This window comes from Wolbachia endosymbiont of Frankliniella intonsa (assembly GCF_029856955.1).
GTDB lineage: Bacteria > Pseudomonadota > Alphaproteobacteria > Rickettsiales > Anaplasmataceae > Wolbachia.
Window position 1 is genome coordinate 675,651 of record NZ_CP097148.1, and the last position, 18,290, is coordinate 693,940.

11 protein-coding genes and 7 pseudogenes are annotated in these 18,290 nt (G+C 33.4%); 12 read left to right on the forward strand and 6 right to left on the reverse strand.

Annotated features, from left to right (window positions below):
• Positions 1–33: 33 nt before the first annotated feature.
• Positions 34–1,989, reverse strand: coding sequence for an NAD-dependent DNA ligase LigA (gene ligA, locus M3L71_RS03805; RefSeq protein WP_280144036.1), 1,956 nt, complete (start codon positions 1,987–1,989; stop codon positions 34–36).
• A 327-nt stretch (positions 1,990–2,316) separates the two neighbouring features.
• Between ligA and M3L71_RS03810 the strand changes: the two genes are divergently transcribed.
• A complete protein-coding gene (locus M3L71_RS03810; RefSeq protein ID WP_280144037.1) occupies positions 2,317–2,493 on the forward strand; it encodes a hypothetical protein in 177 nt (58 codons plus the stop codon).
• Between the two features lie 107 nt (positions 2,494–2,600).
• Here the strand turns inward: M3L71_RS03810 and M3L71_RS03815 are convergent.
• A pseudogene (locus tag M3L71_RS03815) lies at positions 2,601–3,607 on the reverse strand (IS630 family transposase).
• Between the two features lie 76 nt (positions 3,608–3,683).
• Here M3L71_RS03815 and M3L71_RS03820 point away from each other — a divergent pair.
• Positions 3,684–3,995: a hypothetical protein gene (locus M3L71_RS03820; protein WP_280144038.1), complete on the forward strand. Its 312-nt coding sequence runs from the start codon at positions 3,684–3,686 to the stop codon at positions 3,993–3,995.
• A 180-nt stretch (positions 3,996–4,175) separates the two neighbouring features.
• Here M3L71_RS03820 and M3L71_RS03825 read toward each other — a convergent pair.
• A pseudogene (locus M3L71_RS03825) lies at positions 4,176–5,503 on the reverse strand (IS4 family transposase).
• Positions 5,504–5,670: 167 nt separating this feature from the next.
• Between M3L71_RS03825 and M3L71_RS03830 the strand changes: the two are divergent.
• A pseudogene (locus M3L71_RS03830) lies at positions 5,671–5,811 on the forward strand (IS110 family transposase); the annotation flags it as partial.
• A 110-nt stretch (positions 5,812–5,921) separates the two neighbouring features.
• Here the strand turns inward: M3L71_RS03830 and M3L71_RS03835 are convergent.
• Positions 5,922–6,993: pseudogene (locus tag M3L71_RS03835) on the reverse strand (IS3 family transposase).
• Between the two features lie 440 nt (positions 6,994–7,433).
• Complete coding sequence (gene secA / locus M3L71_RS03840) at positions 7,434–10,085, reverse strand: preprotein translocase subunit SecA (RefSeq protein WP_280144039.1); 2,652 nt, start codon at positions 10,083–10,085, stop codon at positions 7,434–7,436.
• A gap of 186 nt (positions 10,086–10,271) precedes the next feature.
• Between secA and M3L71_RS03845 the strand changes: the two genes are divergently transcribed.
• From M3L71_RS03845 to M3L71_RS03880, 8 genes and pseudogenes are all read left to right on the forward strand, one after another.
• Complete coding sequence (locus tag M3L71_RS03845; RefSeq protein WP_264377982.1) at positions 10,272–10,490, forward strand: hypothetical protein; 219 nt, start codon at positions 10,272–10,274, stop codon at positions 10,488–10,490.
• 10 nt (positions 10,491–10,500) lie between these two features.
• On the forward strand, positions 10,501–10,692 hold the full coding sequence (locus M3L71_RS03850) for a hypothetical protein (RefSeq protein ID WP_280144040.1): 192 nt from the start codon (positions 10,501–10,503) through the stop codon (positions 10,690–10,692).
• Between the two features lie 312 nt (positions 10,693–11,004).
• Entirely contained in the window at positions 11,005–11,256 is a 252-nt protein-coding gene (locus M3L71_RS03855) for a hypothetical protein (RefSeq protein WP_280144041.1), read from the forward strand.
• 109 nt (positions 11,257–11,365) lie between these two features.
• Positions 11,366–11,713, forward strand: a complete 348-nt coding sequence (locus M3L71_RS03860; RefSeq protein WP_264336399.1) for a transposase — start codon at positions 11,366–11,368, stop codon at positions 11,711–11,713.
• A 28-nt stretch (positions 11,714–11,741) separates the two neighbouring features.
• Positions 11,742–12,242 carry an IS630 family transposase gene (locus M3L71_RS03865; RefSeq protein WP_280144089.1) on the forward strand — a complete coding sequence of 167 codons (501 nt, stop codon included), beginning with the start codon at positions 11,742–11,744 and terminating at the stop codon, positions 12,240–12,242.
• 19 nt (positions 12,243–12,261) lie between these two features.
• Positions 12,262–13,268 (forward strand): annotated as a pseudogene (locus M3L71_RS03870) (IS630 family transposase).
• A gap of 71 nt (positions 13,269–13,339) precedes the next feature.
• Positions 13,340–13,622 (forward strand): annotated as a pseudogene (locus tag M3L71_RS03875) (IS4-like element ISWpi18 family transposase); the annotation flags it as partial.
• Positions 13,623–13,932: 310 nt separating this feature from the next.
• Positions 13,933–15,211 (forward strand): annotated as a pseudogene (locus tag M3L71_RS03880) (IS4 family transposase).
• A gap of 184 nt (positions 15,212–15,395) precedes the next feature.
• Here M3L71_RS03880 and M3L71_RS03885 read toward each other — a convergent pair.
• Positions 15,396–16,670 carry an ankyrin repeat domain-containing protein gene (locus M3L71_RS03885; RefSeq protein ID WP_280144042.1) on the reverse strand — a complete coding sequence of 425 codons (1,275 nt, stop codon included), beginning with the start codon at positions 16,668–16,670 and terminating at the stop codon, positions 15,396–15,398.
• A gap of 179 nt (positions 16,671–16,849) precedes the next feature.
• Here M3L71_RS03885 and M3L71_RS03890 point away from each other — a divergent pair, with 179 nt between their 5' ends.
• Positions 16,850–18,136, forward strand: coding sequence for a Na+/H+ antiporter NhaC family protein (locus tag M3L71_RS03890; protein ID WP_280144043.1), 1,287 nt, complete (start codon positions 16,850–16,852; stop codon positions 18,134–18,136).
• Positions 18,137–18,290: the final 154 nt, after the last annotated feature.

An 18,290-nucleotide genomic window follows, 5' to 3' on the forward strand; every position in this document is an offset into this window, starting at 1 on the left:
CAGTTAATTCATTCCCGTCAGATTAAGTTGTGTTTAGCACAATTTGTTCCACTGTTCTTCATATAAAATTTCCACACCCAATTCCATTGCTTTTTTATATTTTGAACCTGGATCTTCTCCTGCAATTAAATAGTCAGTTTTAGTAGAAAGGCTTGAACTGATCTTTGCCCCTAAAACTTTAGCTCTTACTTTTGCCTCCCCTCTGCTCATAGCACGTAGCTTACCAGTAAACACTATAATTTTGTTATTCAAAAAAGAATCGCTGGAGTTGGAACTCACGGGAAGAATTTGCAGACATGCAGTAAGATCATTTAACATTTTAATGTTACGTTCCTGAGAAAAAAACGATTTTAAAGATTCAGCTACTTTTTCTCCTATACCATCTATACCTACCAACTCAACATCATTTGATGACATCGAATTATACCAGTTATCATAAGATACATAATAATTTGCGAGCAATTCTGCTGCAACTTGGCCGATAAATCTGATACCCAAAGAAAATATGAACCTATCTAGAGTGATTACTCTTCTGTTTTGTATAGCACTTAATAGATTAGCTATTGACTTCTCGCCCCAACCATGATGCTCTTTTAAGGAAAACTCTTTTAATCTTTCCTCTAAAATAAAAATGTCTGGAATTTGTCTTATTAGTTCCAGGTCATAAAAAAACTTTATTTGTTTTTCACCAAGGCCAACAATGTCAAATGCATCTTTTGACACAAAATGTTTTAGTTTTTCTACTATTTGAGCCTTGCAATTAAATTCTTTAGGACATCTTACTGCAACTCCTTCAATCTGCACTTTACTACCACATTCAGGACATATGTCAGGAAACACAAATTCAGGCATATTTGCATGACGAGAACCTTCATCTACTTTGACAATTTGAGGAATTACATCTCCAGCTCTTTTAATTGTTACAACATCTCCTTCTCTTATGTCTTTACGTTTTATCTCATCTTGGTTATGTAGACTTGCTCTGCTAACTAGCACTCCGCCAATATTGACTGGTACCAAATCTGCAACTGGAGTTAAAACCCCCGTTCTACCCACCTGTATAAATATTTTATTTAACTTTGTCTTTGCATAAACCGCAGAAAATTTATATGCAAGCGCTGAGCGTGGCGCTTTGTGTGTACTTCCCAGACGACTTTGTAGCACCAAATCATTCACTTTATAGACTATCCCATCGATATCATAATCCAAGTTATAACGATAATCATAGATCTCGTTATAGAACTTTAGCATTCCATTCAAACTACTTGTTAAGGAACGATGCTCATTTACGCAAAAACCAAGTTTCTCAAGTTTTTCTAGTACTTCACTTTGACTTTTCTCTATTCCACCAATTAAAGAATAAGCAAAATATCTAAGAGGCCTTTTTGCTGTAATGTTCGCATTCAATTGCTTTAAAGAACCAGCAGCTGCATTTCGAGGATTAGCGAATTCATTATTTTCATTTAACTTTAAAAAGTCGCTGTTACTGATATATATTTCACCCCTTACTTCTAGTCTTCCTTGCACATCTTGTAAAAACTTAGGAAAGCCCTTTATTGTTGCAACATTGTGAGTTACATCCTCTCCTACAAAACCGTCACCTCGAGTTGCAGCTTTAACAAATTTCCCATCTTCATAAATTGCAGAAAATGACAATCCATCAATTTTTGGCTCACATAATATCTCTATTTCATCTGCAATTAAAAATCTCTTTATTTTAGACAAAAATTTTTCTACACCTTGTTCATCATAAGCATTCTCAAGAGAAAGCATAGGTTCTTGATGTTCCACCTTAGAAAATCTCTCATCAGGCGTAGCACCAACACTATCTTGTGTTGCATAAGCTTCTGGCTCTATTACAGCTAACTTTTTTTTCAGTTCATCATATTCAGCATCACTTATCTCTGGCTTACTTTTTTGATAATATAAGATATTATGATAATTAATTTGATTTTGCAGTTTTTCTCTCATCTTTTCCAAGTCAGTCATGATACCAATATAATGCTCTTTGTCGTAAAGTCATGAATTTTTTCAAAAGTTACTATAAATTTATACTACTGCCCTGAAAAGCAATACTAATATTAATATAATTTTTGTACTTGTATATTAATGTTAGTATAGTTTTTAAATTAAGGAGTATATTATATGGCAAAATATAGTAATAATTCGAACGATCAACCAAGCTATTATAATCTAAGATCACATTTTGACATGTTCAATTCACTACCAAAAAATTAGGAAAGTCAATCGAGTTACGACACACAGAATAAAGTATGGAAAGTACACAGGAACCAGCCAAAAAATTCAGAAGGTCAATTGAGTTCTGAAACTTTAGCATATGGTGTGATTGATACATTAGGAGGCTGGTTGGGCATAGATAAAGCAGCAAAAAAAGCAGCAGAACAAGTAATATCTAAAACGGGTAACGATTTAAAACTAGAAGCTAGAAAAGCAGCTCAAGATGAAGTAAAAAAATTGAAGGAAAAATGCTGACGTTAGCTGAAGATAAAGCTAACAGAGTAGCTAACCAAAAAGCTCAGGAAGTAGAAAAAAATATATTGAAGTCCATTGATAAGACAGTAAAGTCATACCAAAATCCATTACTGACGGAACAAATAAGAAACATTACAAACTCGTTTAATAGTAGTACTGGAAATATTGACAATAAAATTACACAAAACATCTTCAAGTAAACCTATGGTATCGTAGATACTATTGCGTAAAGTATTGTATTTGATATATTGCCACAACCTTTCAACAGGATTCAGTTCCGGTGAATAAGGAGGCAAGTATATGATGGTAATGTTTTCCTGAATTTTCAAACTTTTTGATCTATGCCAACTTGCACAATCCATTACAAGAAAGGCTTCTTTCGTGCCTAAATCTTTCGACATCTGCTCCAGAAATATATTCATACAATCAGTGTTTACATATGGAGCAAGTAGGCTGATTTTCTTACCACTTCTTGGATTTACCGCACTTTAGATATAGAAATTTTGTCTACCAATTTTCATTTTAACCTGCGTTCTGAACCCTTTTTTAAACCATCCGTGTCCGATTTTTGAATGAGTCCCAAATCGTGATTCATCAAAAAAAACACCTCCCTTTTAGGGTGGAAATTGACTATTTTATTGAAGTACCTTTTAAACTCTTCTTGCTTGTTTTTATCTTGTTTATGGTGCATTGGCCTCGGTGTTATGTAAGAAAATTTCATCCTTTGTATCTCACGGTGCACTGTTGATTTGCTGATGTTTAGGGCAAATTCCTCTGAGATTTTTATTTGTACTTCCTTAATAGTAATATTTGGATTTCTTTCTACCCATATTTCAATTTGCTCACGTTGATTTTTGTTTAATTTGCTTTTTCTTCTCCGCTGAAACGGGGCAAATAATTTTTCTACTCTACCAAATTTTAGATGCTTTATCCATTCAGTCAAAGCAGTCCTTGAAATTTTACATATTCTTGCCACAGCGCTTATACTACTTTCTTTTCCTGCTATCACCGCTTGTAACTTTTTTGAAACATATGCGTTATTTCTTACCTTTTTTAACATTTCTTTCGCTAAATTTACAACTCTTTCGTCTAATAGTTTTGACCTTAATGCCATTTATACCTCGCTATTTCACTTACTCTAGTATGACTTTTTCCCCATTATTCTCTATCTGTTCTTTCTATAGCGGGAATTGGTATCAGTAGAAGCAAATGCTGAAAAAGCAGTGAAAAAAGTAGGACCAGAAGTTGCAGATTTGCTAAAGCCAGAAATAAAAACTCAGGTAGAAGAAGAAGTAAAAAAATATACTGAAGAAAAGATTGAAAGCCTTATCAAACCTGAGATCACAAGCAAAATAGGTGATTTTCTCACTGAACAAAGTGAAGAATCAAGCAAATTTCTAGAATATGAAATGAATAAGTTAATCGAAAATGCACATAGGGATTTGGATACAATCATCGAACAGACAAAATCTGTCAAATCAGAAAGAAACACACAGATTTAAGTTTTTAGTAATTTTCAAGTATAGTTGTAGAGGGAGCGCCTCTGCAGTTATGATCGACATTTTCAATGGTGCCTAAGTGCCCGTATGCAAGCATGGTGTTGGAAGGAACGGTCAAATCATTGATGGAGTCATTTAGACTACCTAGGTTAGGAGATTGTACTGTCAACCATACGCGTCGAGTTAAGAGATTGTGAGCAAATTTAGAGAAGTTAAGGTGGATACCCTAGTTTTTCTGCACTTGTCTTTTAATGAAAACTGCGACCAAGTTATGGTAAGCTTTTTGAGAAAAATATTTAAGCCTTTAATTTTATTATTTAGTGCTAAAAATAACTCTCTAACCCGTCTTTTTAGCTCAATAAATGCCTTTGTTAAGCTAAGCTCCGTATTTTTTTTCAGTTCTGTGCAACCCACTATTCCATGAAATATAAGAATTGCACACAATTTGGCATATAGCTCACATAATACTCTGTATGGCTTTCCTCTCAGCTTATCAATCCTTATATTACTCTTATATAATTTGAACAATAATTCAATTTGCCATCTTATTCGGTAAACTACTAGTATTTGCTCAGCATTAATCTTACTTTTTGGAACATTAGTTATAAATATTGACCAATTTAGTAACTTTTGGTTCCTTTGAGAAGATGTGTATCCATGTGATCTTGCTAACCTATTAGCCTTTCTTCTTCTAGCCACAGCTTGTTCTTCAGTTAGTTTTTTAAATATAATTCTTACTTTAACCCTTGTCTCTTTTCCTAACAATACCTCCTGTTCTAGAAAAGATCGATCTCCCAAATGTTCTAGTAAATCTATTTTTGACCTGTCTCTATATCATATATGTTAGTATCGGATTTATAACGACTTATGAAATAAGCTCCTATTTCATTGATGTGTTTAAAAGAACTTGGCACAAAATAACCCAAATCAGATATTAGTAAATCGTTGTTCGATATATTGCTTAAATGGCTTCTATAACCCTGATCTGACCTTATTCCTTCAGTTATATTAAGCTGGTCTAATGTCTGGTTTAGGTAGTCAAAAACTAATTGTAACTTTATTCCAGACTTAGTATTGCTTTCATAACCACTGTAGCTGGTACCATAACCTTTATACATGTCTTCCATACTGTTAGGTAATCTAATGTAGCTGCTGTCTAATAATTTAACACCTCCAAAGTGCTTCAAGATTCTGCAATCAACTTGTAAGGTATTTTTAAGTAACGTTAAAGATTCATTATACATTCTTTTCATAAATTCCACTGCTTCCTTGGTAAATCTAAAGTCCAGACCTTGTTTTGTTATATTTATCGAGTCTTCATTCAATAATTGACACACTGTCTCTATACTACAATTATCAACCCCTATATTACCCAAAACGATGGCTTTTATGAACTACGAGCCTTTTAGCTTCCTCTTTCTTTTTATGAACCCTGTTGTAGCTGAGATTTTATCTGCTTTTTCATTAAAAAATTCTTTGAGCTTTTTTGAGATGCAAACTATTCTTTTCATTGTATAAGTTCTCCGTTTTCTTTGTTAGATTTAAGAGAACTTATATCTTTTCTTTCTCTTCCTTACACTAAGTTTATTACCACAGTTCCTTAACTTGACGCGTATGGTACTATCAACCGTTCCAAGCTGAAGCGTTTCCCTGTAACAAATTATATGTAGGAGTTAGCATGAAAAAAGCAAAAAGTAAATTAGAAATAGTGAATCCTAATGCAGCAGGAATAGACATTGGTTCAGCTGTACACTATGTGTGTGTACCTGAAGGAGGAGATGAGCAACGCGTTCAGAAATTTGGTTGCTTTACTGAAGACTATAGTGCACCCATTTGTCTAGACCATTTTTTTAAAGTGATCCGATTTTTAAAATGAATATGTTGATAAATACGTCGACACACATTTAAAGTATTTATCAATATATTCATTTACTGTTTATGATAATAAAGATCAGCAGGAACTTTATAATTTAGAGTCTGATGTAGCCTTCTATAGTTATACCAACCAACAAAGTCATTTATTATAAGATTCAAATCTCTGATACTATTTGGTCTATAATAATATATAGCTTCTTGCTTTAAAGTTCTCCATAAGCGCTCAACAAATATATTGTCGAAGCAACGTCCTTTATGGTCCATACTGATTTTAATATTAGCATGCTCTAATTCCGTAATAAAGTTGTAGCAAGTAAACTGTACCCCTTGATCACTATTAAAAATCTCATGTTTACCTTGTTTTAGAGCTTCTTTGAGAGTATAAAGGCAAAATCCAGCATCGAGATATGGTGATAATGAATGAGCAATAATATAGCGACTATACAAGTCCATTATTGCCACAAAATAGACAAACTTACCTTCTACCATAATATATGTTATATCAGTAGCCCATACCTGATTAACTCTACAAATAATCAAATCTTTGAGTAGATAAGGATATATTTTATGCTTTTTTCTTTAATACTTGTATTACATCTTTTCTACAATACAGCCCACTAATCTTCATTTTTTCATAATTCTTAAGATTTTTTTGCGATTGACTACTACCCCACTCGCTATGATTTCAGCAGTAATTTTACGATATCCATAACGGCAATCAGAAGCCAAATATACTTCTTGAATCAAATTTGCTACTTCACTTTCGTTATTAATTATAGGCCTATAATATAGGCTAGATCTGCAAATCCCCAATAAATCAGCATGTTTCCTAATTGACAGATCAGAATCTTTTCTATAAACCTTACTCTATCTTTTTTGCTTATTTCAGTAATTTTTTTTTCAAATAGCTATTTTCCACTGTCAATTCTCCTATTACTTTATGTAAACTTTCTATTTCTTGCGCTAAGATTCTTTGTTTTCTCGCACTTTCACTTTCTTCAACAAATAGGTCTTTTAACCTTGCCAATACTCTATCACGCCAATCATATAGATTTGTTGATGGTATTTTATATTCACTACATATCTCAGCTGTGCTTTTTTGATTTTTTATTGCTTCCAAAGCTATCTTTGCTTTTAACTCTGGTTCATATTTTTTTTTGTTGCCATTCTTTTACCCCTTTACCTTCCTACTCGGATCAACCATTTTTTTGTCTAGTTTATGGGGTGCATTATACACCATGGATAATTGATGGCTACTGCAACAGCGAGATTTTTGATGCTTATGTAGAAAATGTACTTGTCCCTGTATTTAAACCTGGACAGACTATTGTTCTCGACAATGAGAGAATCTGCAAGGACAAAAAATTTGATAGAAAATATTGGGTGTAAAATTTTGTTCTTGCCTCCATACTCGCCAGATTTAAATCCGATTCTGATCAAGCACGACATAAGAAAGGCTCTACAAACCTTTTGGCCCAATATTAATTCGGCTATTGATTTTGTTTTTTAGTGCTCGGGCAAATCTTACTTCTGTTAGCTATAGCAGATATAATGTTCTTGCAACAACTAATTCACTACGGCAACTGCACCGTGACAGTGTTTGTATTTTTTTCCAGAGTTACAAGGGCACTTGTCATTTCTTGAAACTTTTGGAAGTCTGCTATTTTTAGTAGAGCGTGACCTATTGCCTATTTCTTGATTGTCTAGCAACTTAAAGTGCGCTAGGCGGTGAATGGTAAGCTCCCCCCACTTTTCAAGCATCGACTCAAACATTAAGAAAGCTTCGCGTTTAAATTCATTCAGTGGGTCTTTTTGCCCCATGGCACGCAAATTTATGCTTTGTCTTAGGCTCTCTAAGACCGAAAGGTGCTCCCTCCATAAATGATCAAGTGTCATGATCATCACTTGTTTCACTATCGTATTCCACAAATCTGTAGTTTGTTGACTATTGAAATATTTTTCTTTCTCAGTAAAAAATTCTTGTATCTTGTCATTTATATAATCCAAGGCTTCTTGTTTATTCAAAAACTCTTCTAGATTAAGCGTTATCCCGTATCTTATGTGGAATTCTTTTGCAATATCTTCAACATAATCTTCGTAATAACCACTTTGTACTATACCTTCTATTATATCCTCATTTACTTCACTATATACTTCAACTAAATCATTGATTTCATTGTTTAAAATATGATTTCTCTGCTTAAAAATAACTTTACGTTGATTGTTGATTACATCATCAAACTTTAGCAAAGACTTCCGCACATCATAATTTCTAACTTCAACTTTCTTCTGTGCTTTTTCAAGTGCTTTATTAATCCATGGATGATGAATAGCCTCGTTGTTCTTTAGTCCCACTCTTTGCAAAAAATTCCTCATTCTATCAGAACCAAATATCCTCATTAAATCATCTTCAAGTGATAGAAAGAACTTAGAAAGTCCAGGGTCACCTTGACGGCCAGAACGGCCACGCAGTTGATCATCTATTCTCCTGCTTTCATGCCTTTCGGTTCCAATAACACATAAGCCACCAGCTTTTATAGCAATTTCCTTATCTTTTTTTACTCTTTCGACTATTTCTTGATATTTTTTTTCTCTTTCATCAGCATTTTTTATTTTCTCGAGCTCTATTTTTTCAATCATTTCAACATTTCCACCAAGCTGAATATCAGTTCCACGTCCTGCCATGTTTGTTGCTATAGTAATGCTGCCTGGTATTCCAGCTTGCGCTATTATATACGCTTCTTGTTCATGATAACGAGCATTCAATACTGAATGCTTAATAGAATGGCTTTTCAAAAGATCGGAAAGTTTTTCAGAATTTTCAATACTCACAGTGCCAACAAGCACTGGTTGAAGGCGTTTGTGGCATTCTTCTATGAACTTCAATACAGCATTAAATTTTTCTTTTTCTGTGCCATAAATTTCATCATCAACATCTATTCTCTTAACAGGCACATTAGTTGGAATTTTTACTACATTTAATCTATATATATCACGAAACTCCTCTGCCTCTGTTGCTGCTGTTCCTGTCATACCAGAAAGTTTGTTGTACATACGAAAGTAGTTCTGAAATGTGACTGATGCTAAAGTTTGACTTTCATGCTGAATTTCAAGATTCTCCTTTGCCTCCAGTGCCTGGTGAAGACCATCAGAATATCTCCTACCTTCCATCATGCGCCCAGTAAACTCATCAATAATTACCACCTTACCGTTTTTCACTATATAATCTTTATCAGCAGTAAAAAGCTTATGTGCACGAAGTGCTTGATCTATATAATGAGTCAGTATAATATTGCTAGTATCATAGATCGAGGAATTTTCAGGAATGAGGTTATACGATCTTAGTAATTCCTCCACTCGTGAAATGCCATTTTCAGTGAGGAACACTGCTCTACTCTTTTCATCGACTTCATAGTCAGAATCAACTAATTTGATTACTATTTTATTGATATGCTTATATATCTGATTATTTTCCTCAAGTGGTCCAGAAATAATGAGCGGAGTACGCGCTTCATCAATCAGTATGGAGTCTACTTCGTCTACTATTGCATAATTGAAGCCTCTCTGAACCATATCTTCTTGAGAAAATTTCATATTATCTCGTAGATAATCAAAGGCAAGTTCATTATTTGTTGAGTATACTATATCTGCGCTATAAGCCTTTTTTCTCTCGTCGTCTTTCAAATTATTTGTAATAAATGCAACAGAAACTCTAAGAGAATTATATAATTTACTCATCCACTCTGTATCTCGTTTTGCAAGATAGTCGTTAACAGTGACGACGTGCACACCTTTTTCTTCTAAGGAATTTAAGTATGCAGCTAAAGTTGCAACAAGTGTCTTCCCCTCTCCTGTTTTCATTTCTGATATCATGCCGTTATGGAGCACCATTCCACCAATTAGCTGAACGTCGAAATGCCTCATGTTAAGGAATCTTCGCGATGCTTCGCGTACAACCGCAAATGCAGGTACAAGAAGGTCATTGAGTGTTTTTCCGTTTTTCAGTTCTCGTTTAAATTTCGCGGTTTTACCAGCAAGCTCCTCATCAGATAAGCTCTGCATTTCTGGCTCTAGCGCATTAATCTGCTGAGCAATTTTTCTGAAGGATTTTATTATCTTCTTGTTCGTTGATCCAAATATCCTTTTTATAAAAAAAAGTGACAACGTAAAGATGAAGAATATAAGAATAGTTGTTAAAACTAACGTAGAGTCTGGCATAAACTTAGGTAAAGTTTTATTTAATATGAGATTATATTACTAAACGTAACCTGCGGCAATTAGATTCAGAAAATCTTTATTTACAAACTAAGGAAAAGATTCTTGCAGATGAAATGTAAAAGAGTCTATTTATTTTATTAAATATTATAATTAATAATTAAACTTTCTTGATAAATTATTAAAATAGTGTTAAGCTACATTTATAAAACGGTTAGTGGAGTTACAATATCAAGCAATATTATAAAAGTAAAATTAGAGAAAAATAGTTGTCCTTTTGAAGAATTAGAAGAATTTTTTGCTTCATTAAAATTTGGTACAAAAGGGTTTAAAGATTCTTCAATAAAATTAGTTTGCCAAGGATGGGAAGATTTCACCTTAATTCTACCAAGAGAAGCAGTACCTTAATTCTTTCGCTTTGAAGCTTTTATCTTTGCTTAGTAAGGGAAATGAGCTGGCTTTACCTATTATATTAAAATACCTTTCTTGCAGAACTGTATTTAAAGATTTTGGTCAAAAACTACAGGCTAAAATGGATCAAGATATAAAAGAACAAAACGATTCTAAAATTTCTCAGGAGATTGAGTTATGCAAAAAAAAGACATTTTAAATCTTCTAAATGGTGGTAAATCATTATTAGACGTTCAATTGAATCAGCGGTATAAAAAATACTATTCGTCAATAGATAATGAGATTGAAGAGTGAAAGACTAAAATTTTAAAAGAACTAGAAGATTATATTAGCAATACTAACGTTAATAAAATGTATCGAAGCCTTAATAGTAAAAAGAAAAACGAAGAATCATTAAAAGAAGTAGCGTTAGGATCTTGTTCATTGGGTGGAATTTGCGTATTAATATTTTTTTCACTTGGTTTTTTTTATTTTTTTAGCAACAACCATTGATCCACCTGCTCATATGAGTATGTATAAAGTAAAGGTTTTTAGGTGTATAGGAGCTTCACCTTTAGTTTTTGCAGCATTAGCACTAACAGTAGCAGGTGTAGCTTACTTAACAAGTTGTTATCTAAATCATAGTTTTACAAAAGAAATACAAGACTATATAGAGCAACCAATAAAATGTATGGATAAGGCAACTAATAATAAAGAATTAGACAATTTTCCTTCTGACAATTATGAAAAAGTACAACCTTCAGCACCGCTTGAGGAACTATAGTATTTCCTAAAGTAAATGATAAAGGTATAATAAAGTATTTGAGTTATAATGGCATATATAGTATTTCCCAAAGCAAATGATAAAGGTATAACAAAGTATTTGAGTTATAATGGCATATAGTGTGGATTTAAGGGAAAAGGCAGTATTGATGATAGAAAAAGGGAAGACAAAGGTTGAGATAGCAGAGCTCATGGAGATAGGAATAGCAACTCTGTACCGCTGGTTAAAAAAGAAAGCTGCTGGTGAAAGCTTAAAGCCATCTAAAAACGGTAGCTTTATTCGAAAAATAGACCCAAAAATACTCGAAGAATATGTTACAAAGAATCCAGATCATACTCTGGCAGAGATGAAACAAAATCTTGGATTTGGAATAAATTCAATTTGGTATAGACTAAAACAGCTAAAAATTACTTTAAAAAAAAGTCACACTATATCAAGAGCGCAATCAAGAAGATAGGCAGCAATTTATTGATAAAATCTCAAAAATAGAACATTCCAGCATCTTATATATAGATGAAGCAGGAGTTGATAATAAGTTATACCGAGAATATGGACGTGCTCCAAGAGGAAAGAAAATTTATGCAGATATTCCAGGGAGAACTCGAGAGAGAATCAGTATAGTAGCCGGGTGGATTGGAATGAGATTTATTGCACCAATGACTTTCAAAGGTGGGTGTGAAAAAGAGGTATTCAATATATTGTTGGAGAAGATGTTATTACCTAAATTGCCACTTGGCACAACCATAGTTATGGATAATGCTACATTTCATAAGACCACTAAAACAAAATCATTAATAGAGTCTTTTGGCTTTCATGTGCTGTATCTTCCAACATATTCACCAGATTTGAATCCCATAGAACACTGTTGGCATACCATCAAAAGCCGCCTCAGACCTCTAATGTATAAATGTACAGACTTACAACTTTTGGTTGGTAATACCATAATGGAAATTTATCCATTCATTTTAGAAAATACTATAGAGTAAGTGAAATAGCGAGGTATAAATGGCATTAAGGTCAAAACTATTAGACGAAAGAGTTGTAAATTTAGCGAAAGAAATGTTAAAAAAGGTAAGAAATAACGCATATGTTTCAAAAAAGTTACAAGCGGTGATAGCAGGAAAAGAAAGTAGTATAAGCGCTGTGGCAAGAATATGTAAAATTTCAAGGACTGCTTTGACTGAATGGATAAAGCATCTAAAATTTGGTAGAGTAGAAAAATTATTTGCCCCGTTTCAGCGGAGAAGAAAAAGCAAATTAAACAAAAATCAACGTGAGCAAATTGAAATATGGGTAGAAAGAAATCCAAATATTACTATTAAGGAAGTACAAATAAAAATCTCAGAGGAATTTGCCCTAAACATCAGCAAATCAACAGTGCACCGTGAGATACAAAGGATGAAATTTTCTTACATAACACCGAGGCCAATGGACCATAAACAAGATAAAAACAAGCAAGAAGAGTTTAAAAGATACTTCAATAAAATAGTCAATTTCCACCCTAAAAGGGAGGTGTTTTTTTTGATGAATCACGATTTGGGACTCATTCAAAAATCGGACACGGATGGTTTAAAAAAGGGTTCAGAACGCAGGTTAAAATGAAAATTGGTAGACAAAATTTCTATATCTAAAGTGCGGTAAATCCAAGAAGTGGTAAGAAAATCAGCCTACTTGCTCCATATGTAAACACTGATTGTATGAATATATTTCTGGAGCAGATGTCGAAAGATTTAGGCACGAAAGAAGCCTTTCTTGTAATGGATTGTGCAAGTTGGCATAGATCAAAAAGTTTGAAAATTCAGGAAAACATTACCATCATATACTTGCCTCCTTATTCACCGGAACTGAATCCTGTTGAAAGGTTGTGGCAATATATCAAATACAATACTTTACGCAATAGTATCTACGATACCATAGGTTTACTTGAAGATGTTTTGTGTAATTTTATTGTCAATATTTCCAGTACTACTATTAAACGAGTTTGTAATGTTTCTTATTTGTTCCGTCAGTAATGGATTTTGGTATTACAACTTTTGGTTGGTAATACCATAATGGAAATTTATCATTCATTTTAGAAAATACTATAGAAAGTATCATGATAGAAGATGATGAAGAGACATTGAGCTCACAGAATAGTAAACTAAAAAAAAAGCATCAATAAATCTGTCTCATTTAATGCGATTAAAAACTTATCCTTTGATATTTTTTCTACAGAGTCAGACATAGACTGCATTATGTATCGACTATCACAGTTATTTTTGATGAACACTTTAGTGGTGAGAAAAGGGAGAAGAGTTAATCGTCATAAGATATCTGATATTCGTTCACTCAACTACCAGAAAAGAGCTAGAAAACATGTGTTTTAAATTCAAGATATCTTTTCAGTATCATTGTATTAGTACATTCTTTGCAAAATAACCTGCAATTATTACTTTTTTAAATAACTTGCACTTTTCAGACTCCCTTTTCTTAAAAATTCACCCTAGTATTTACCATAATTATCAATCACTTCAAATTTTTTGTCCAATCTTAACTTCTCTTTCCCTTAACTTAATGGCAGTGCTCTTGTCATCTCCACTGCCATTAAGTTAAGGGAAAGTGATGGACTGTATTGTAAAATCAGGTAAGATCCACAAATTAAAAGAAGTAATGACATGAGTAAAAAAAAGAATAATCATGTTTATAAAAAATAAATTGATGAGTTTAAACTTTATAAACGCACACAGAGCATCCTCAAAAGACTTCTCACGAAAAAGAAATCTGCCCTTCATTAGTGTATTTCTCCTGATTTTTAGAAAGAGTGTAAAGTCATTACAAGTAATGCTTAATGAGTTTGTTCTGCATACAAGAAAAGATTACACAATTACGGCAAGTGCATTTACTCAAGCAAGAAAGAAGCTAAAGCATACTGCGTTTTCAGAGTTAAATGATGATATAGTTTCCCTATACTAACAAGATCAGGAATTTAAAACCCACCATGGCTTCAGAGTACTTGCATTTGATGCTTCAATACTGATTCTGCCAAAGAGCGACAAAATAATAGGCGAGTTTGGCTCAAGAGCAGTATGAAATCGAATCCAGAGATTTGAAGACTATACAAGTGCAACCTTTGAAGTTTGCTACGATGTGCCAAATAATATTGCAATAAAATCTGTGCTAAGTAGAGGTGACAGCTATGAGGTTGATTTAGCGATCGGTATGCTTGAATCCATAAAATCAGACGATTTGTTAATCTGTGATAGAGGATACGTATCTTATCGATTTCTTGCTGAGCTTACAGGAAGGAAAATCAATTATATAATTCGCTGTTCAAGTTCGTCTTTCAATGAAATAAACGCTATGTTTAAGCCGGAAAGCCCATCTAGTACGGTGGTAGTGTCTACCGCACCTATTAAAGTAGCAAGACAGCTACGAAAGCTAGGATTACCTGATGAGATGAAATTCAGGTTAGTCAAAATAATACTTTCTTCTGGAGAAGTTGAAGTATTAGTAACATCTCTGTTAGATGAGAAACGTTTTACAGTTGAAGAGTTTGAGAGATTATATTACTTGCGCTGGGGAGTAGAAACATTTTTTTCTAGGCTGAAGGGAAGATTAAATTTAGAGAATTTCACAGGAAAAAGTATTGAAACTATCAAGCAGGATTTTTGGTCAACTATCTTCATCAGTAATCTAGAAAGTATCATGATAGAAGATGATGAAGAGACATTGAGCTCACAGAATAGTAAACTAAAAAAAAAGCATCAATAAATCTGTCTCATTTAATGCGATTAAAAACTTATCCTTTGATATTTTTTCTACAGAGTCAGACATAGACTGCATTATGTATCGACTATCACAGTTATTTTTGATGAACACTTTAGTGGTAAGAAAAGGGAGAAGAGTTGATCGTCATAAGATATCTGATATTCGTTCACTCAACTACCAGAAAAGAGCTAGAAAACATGTGTTTTAAATTCAAGATATCTTTTCAGTATCATTGTATTAGTACATTCTTTGCAAAATAACCTGCAATTATTACTTTTTTAAATAACTTGCACTTTTCAGACTCCCTTTTCTTAAAAATTCACCCTAGTATTTACCATAATTATCAATCACTTCAAATTTTTTGTCCAATCTTAACTTCTCTTTCCCTTAACTTAATGGCAGTGATAGTTAACCTCTGCTCCATAGTTTATTAAGAGCTCTACTGCTTCCACATTATCATTCGTAGCAGCAATATGTAAGGGAGATCGCCCAATTAACATATCCTCTATATCAACACTTGCTCTATATCGTAATATGGCCTGTAATAGGCTCCCTAATATTGATGTATTATTCCTTGCAGCAGCCCAATATAAAGGAGTCCATCCAAATACATCAACTGTCTCAATATTTTCGTCAATATTCTTATCGTTTTGTATTATACAATCCACCATTGCTTCATCAACATTTGCAACAGCAATATGTAAAGGAGTAAGTTTAAGCGCCCCATTCTTCTTAACATCTGCTCCACTATTCATTAAGAACTTTACTACTTCTTTATGGCTATTCCTGGCAGCCTCATATAAAGCAGTCAATCTCGCTAGATCCTCTGCATTAACATCTGCATTATTTTTTACTAAGATTTTTGTTATTTCTATATCGCCATTTACAGCTGGCTGATATAAAGTAGTCCGTTCAGATGAATCCAACTGATTAACATTTGCCCCTTCTTCTATTAGCTTGCGTGCTACTTCTGTGTTCCTATTTTCAACAGCCCAATGTAAAGCATTCCATTCGGAAAACGGACTTGGTGCATTAATATCGATTCCTTTTACTTTAAGCATAGAATTGATTAAATTGTTCAGCTTAAAATCAATAGCTAAATATAATAACGTGTATGAAAAGCGTTCATGCAAACAATCTATTTCAAACCAATAATTTATATTAAACTCATTTTCTTCCCACTCTTTATACACATTTCCACTTTCTTTCTTTATTCTATTTAGTGTTTCTAGTATCTTTTGTGTATCCAGCATCACTGGTACCTTTTCTGAGATCTTTCGTGCATTTAGCACATCCTCTAGCGCCACTGCTTTTGGTTCTTCTGATGTCTCTTGTACACCTAACTTTTTTATCATTCTTTTTACCATCTGTTGCGCATTTGATACCCTTGACTCCTTTAGTATCTTTTTTGCTTCTTCTTTTGTCTGCGGTACATTTACCACCTTTAGTCTCTTTTTTAATGGCTGTTGTGTCTCTTTTACTCTTGGAATCTTGCTTGATACTTCTAATCCATGCGATATCTCTTCTAACATTCTTGATGTTTCTGCTTGCCCTAGTATCTTTACTTCCTTTAATAGCTCTTTTATTCTTTCAATTACATTGTCTTTACTTAAATTTACCTCTTGATCAATTACACCTAATATTATGTTCCACTGTTCATATGTCATTACCATAGCTTTACCTCATACTACAGAGTATTTTTTGATGCTATATATTATGGTAGAATAGTCAACGCATTTTCCATAGCGTAACTTGAGAGTCTAAAAGGACTGTTATTAACTTACAGAAAACCAAGCTTGCCTGAAACCACTTAATTGATTATAATCATAAGTTTTAAGGCAGTAAAATGACAGCTTTTTTTCCTTTGGTTATTTTTTTAATCTTATACCTTGGAAGTGGTGTCTATTTTTCCTTTATTGGAATTGATAATCCTCTTCGCCAAGTTTCACCGGTAATTTGCCTACTACCGGCGCTATTTTTTGCTGTTGCATGCAGTGCAGGTAAAATTCAACGTAACATCGATACTGTCATCGAGGGTATGGGCGATAAAAACACCCTTACTATGTGTTTAACTTTTCTATTTTCTGGAGCATTTTCTGTGGTGACTCAATCAATTGGTAGTGCAGATACTGTTGTTGATTTAATTCTCAATTTCCTTCCAGCAAGATTACTACTGCCTGGAGTATTTTTGGCTTCCGCTTTTATATCAACTGCAATTGGTACGTCTATGGGAGTTGTTTTATTAATGGTACCAATAGCTGTTAACTTAGCAAAAAGTGGGGCTTTTGGTCTTGAAATAGGAACTGCAACTGTAGTTGGAGGTGCCGTATTTGGTGATAATCTTTCAATGATATCTGACACTACTATTGCAGCTGTTTCTTCACAGGGGGCCACGATAAAGGATAAACTTAAAGTGAATTCTAAAGTAGCATTTGTTGCCAGCATTATAACGCTTGTCTATCTGGCAATTATGGCAGATAGTACAAAAATTATTCTTACATCAAATTTAGATTATTTATCAGTAATAAAGATTATTCCTTATATTTCTTTAATAATCATGGGGTTATTTGAAGTTACTACTTTAGTAACAATAACTATAAATATAATTGTTGCTAGTGTATTAGGGATGACTTTTTTTGACTATACTATCATTCAACTCTCTCATGACATATATGACGGTTTCAAAAAAGTAAACGAGATAGTGATATTTGCTCTATTTATTGGCGGATTGAGTCATATAATGTACAAGCAGGGTCAAAAGGCATTACACAAACTTATCGATGAAAGCAATATCACAAAAACTAAAGCTGAATTTGTAATAGCGGGCATAGCATCTATGTTTACTGTTTTAGTTGCTAATAATACCATTGCTATTTTATTAAGTGGCGATATTGCAAAAAGGCTCGCGCAAAAGCATAATATTCCGTCATACCGTAGTGCATACTTGTTAGACATTTTTGCTTGCGTTACAAAAGGCATTTTGCCTTATGGTTCCCAGCTGCTGCTAGCAGGTAGCATTGCTTCTGTCTCACCTATTTCTTTGTTAACACAAGTTTATTACTGCTTTATTTTAGCAGCAGTTACAGTAGGTGAAATAATCATCAATGGCAGACGTTGCGCAGCTACAACTTAATGTACGAAGATTTCTCTTCATATTACATTTTTGTGCCCATAAGAAACGAGTTGCCATTTTCATCAGCTACTTGTATAATGGATATATTCACAAAATTGTTCCATTTTTCTCAATAGATTTTGGTTTTCTTTTCCCCTTATTAGCAGAGCATAAA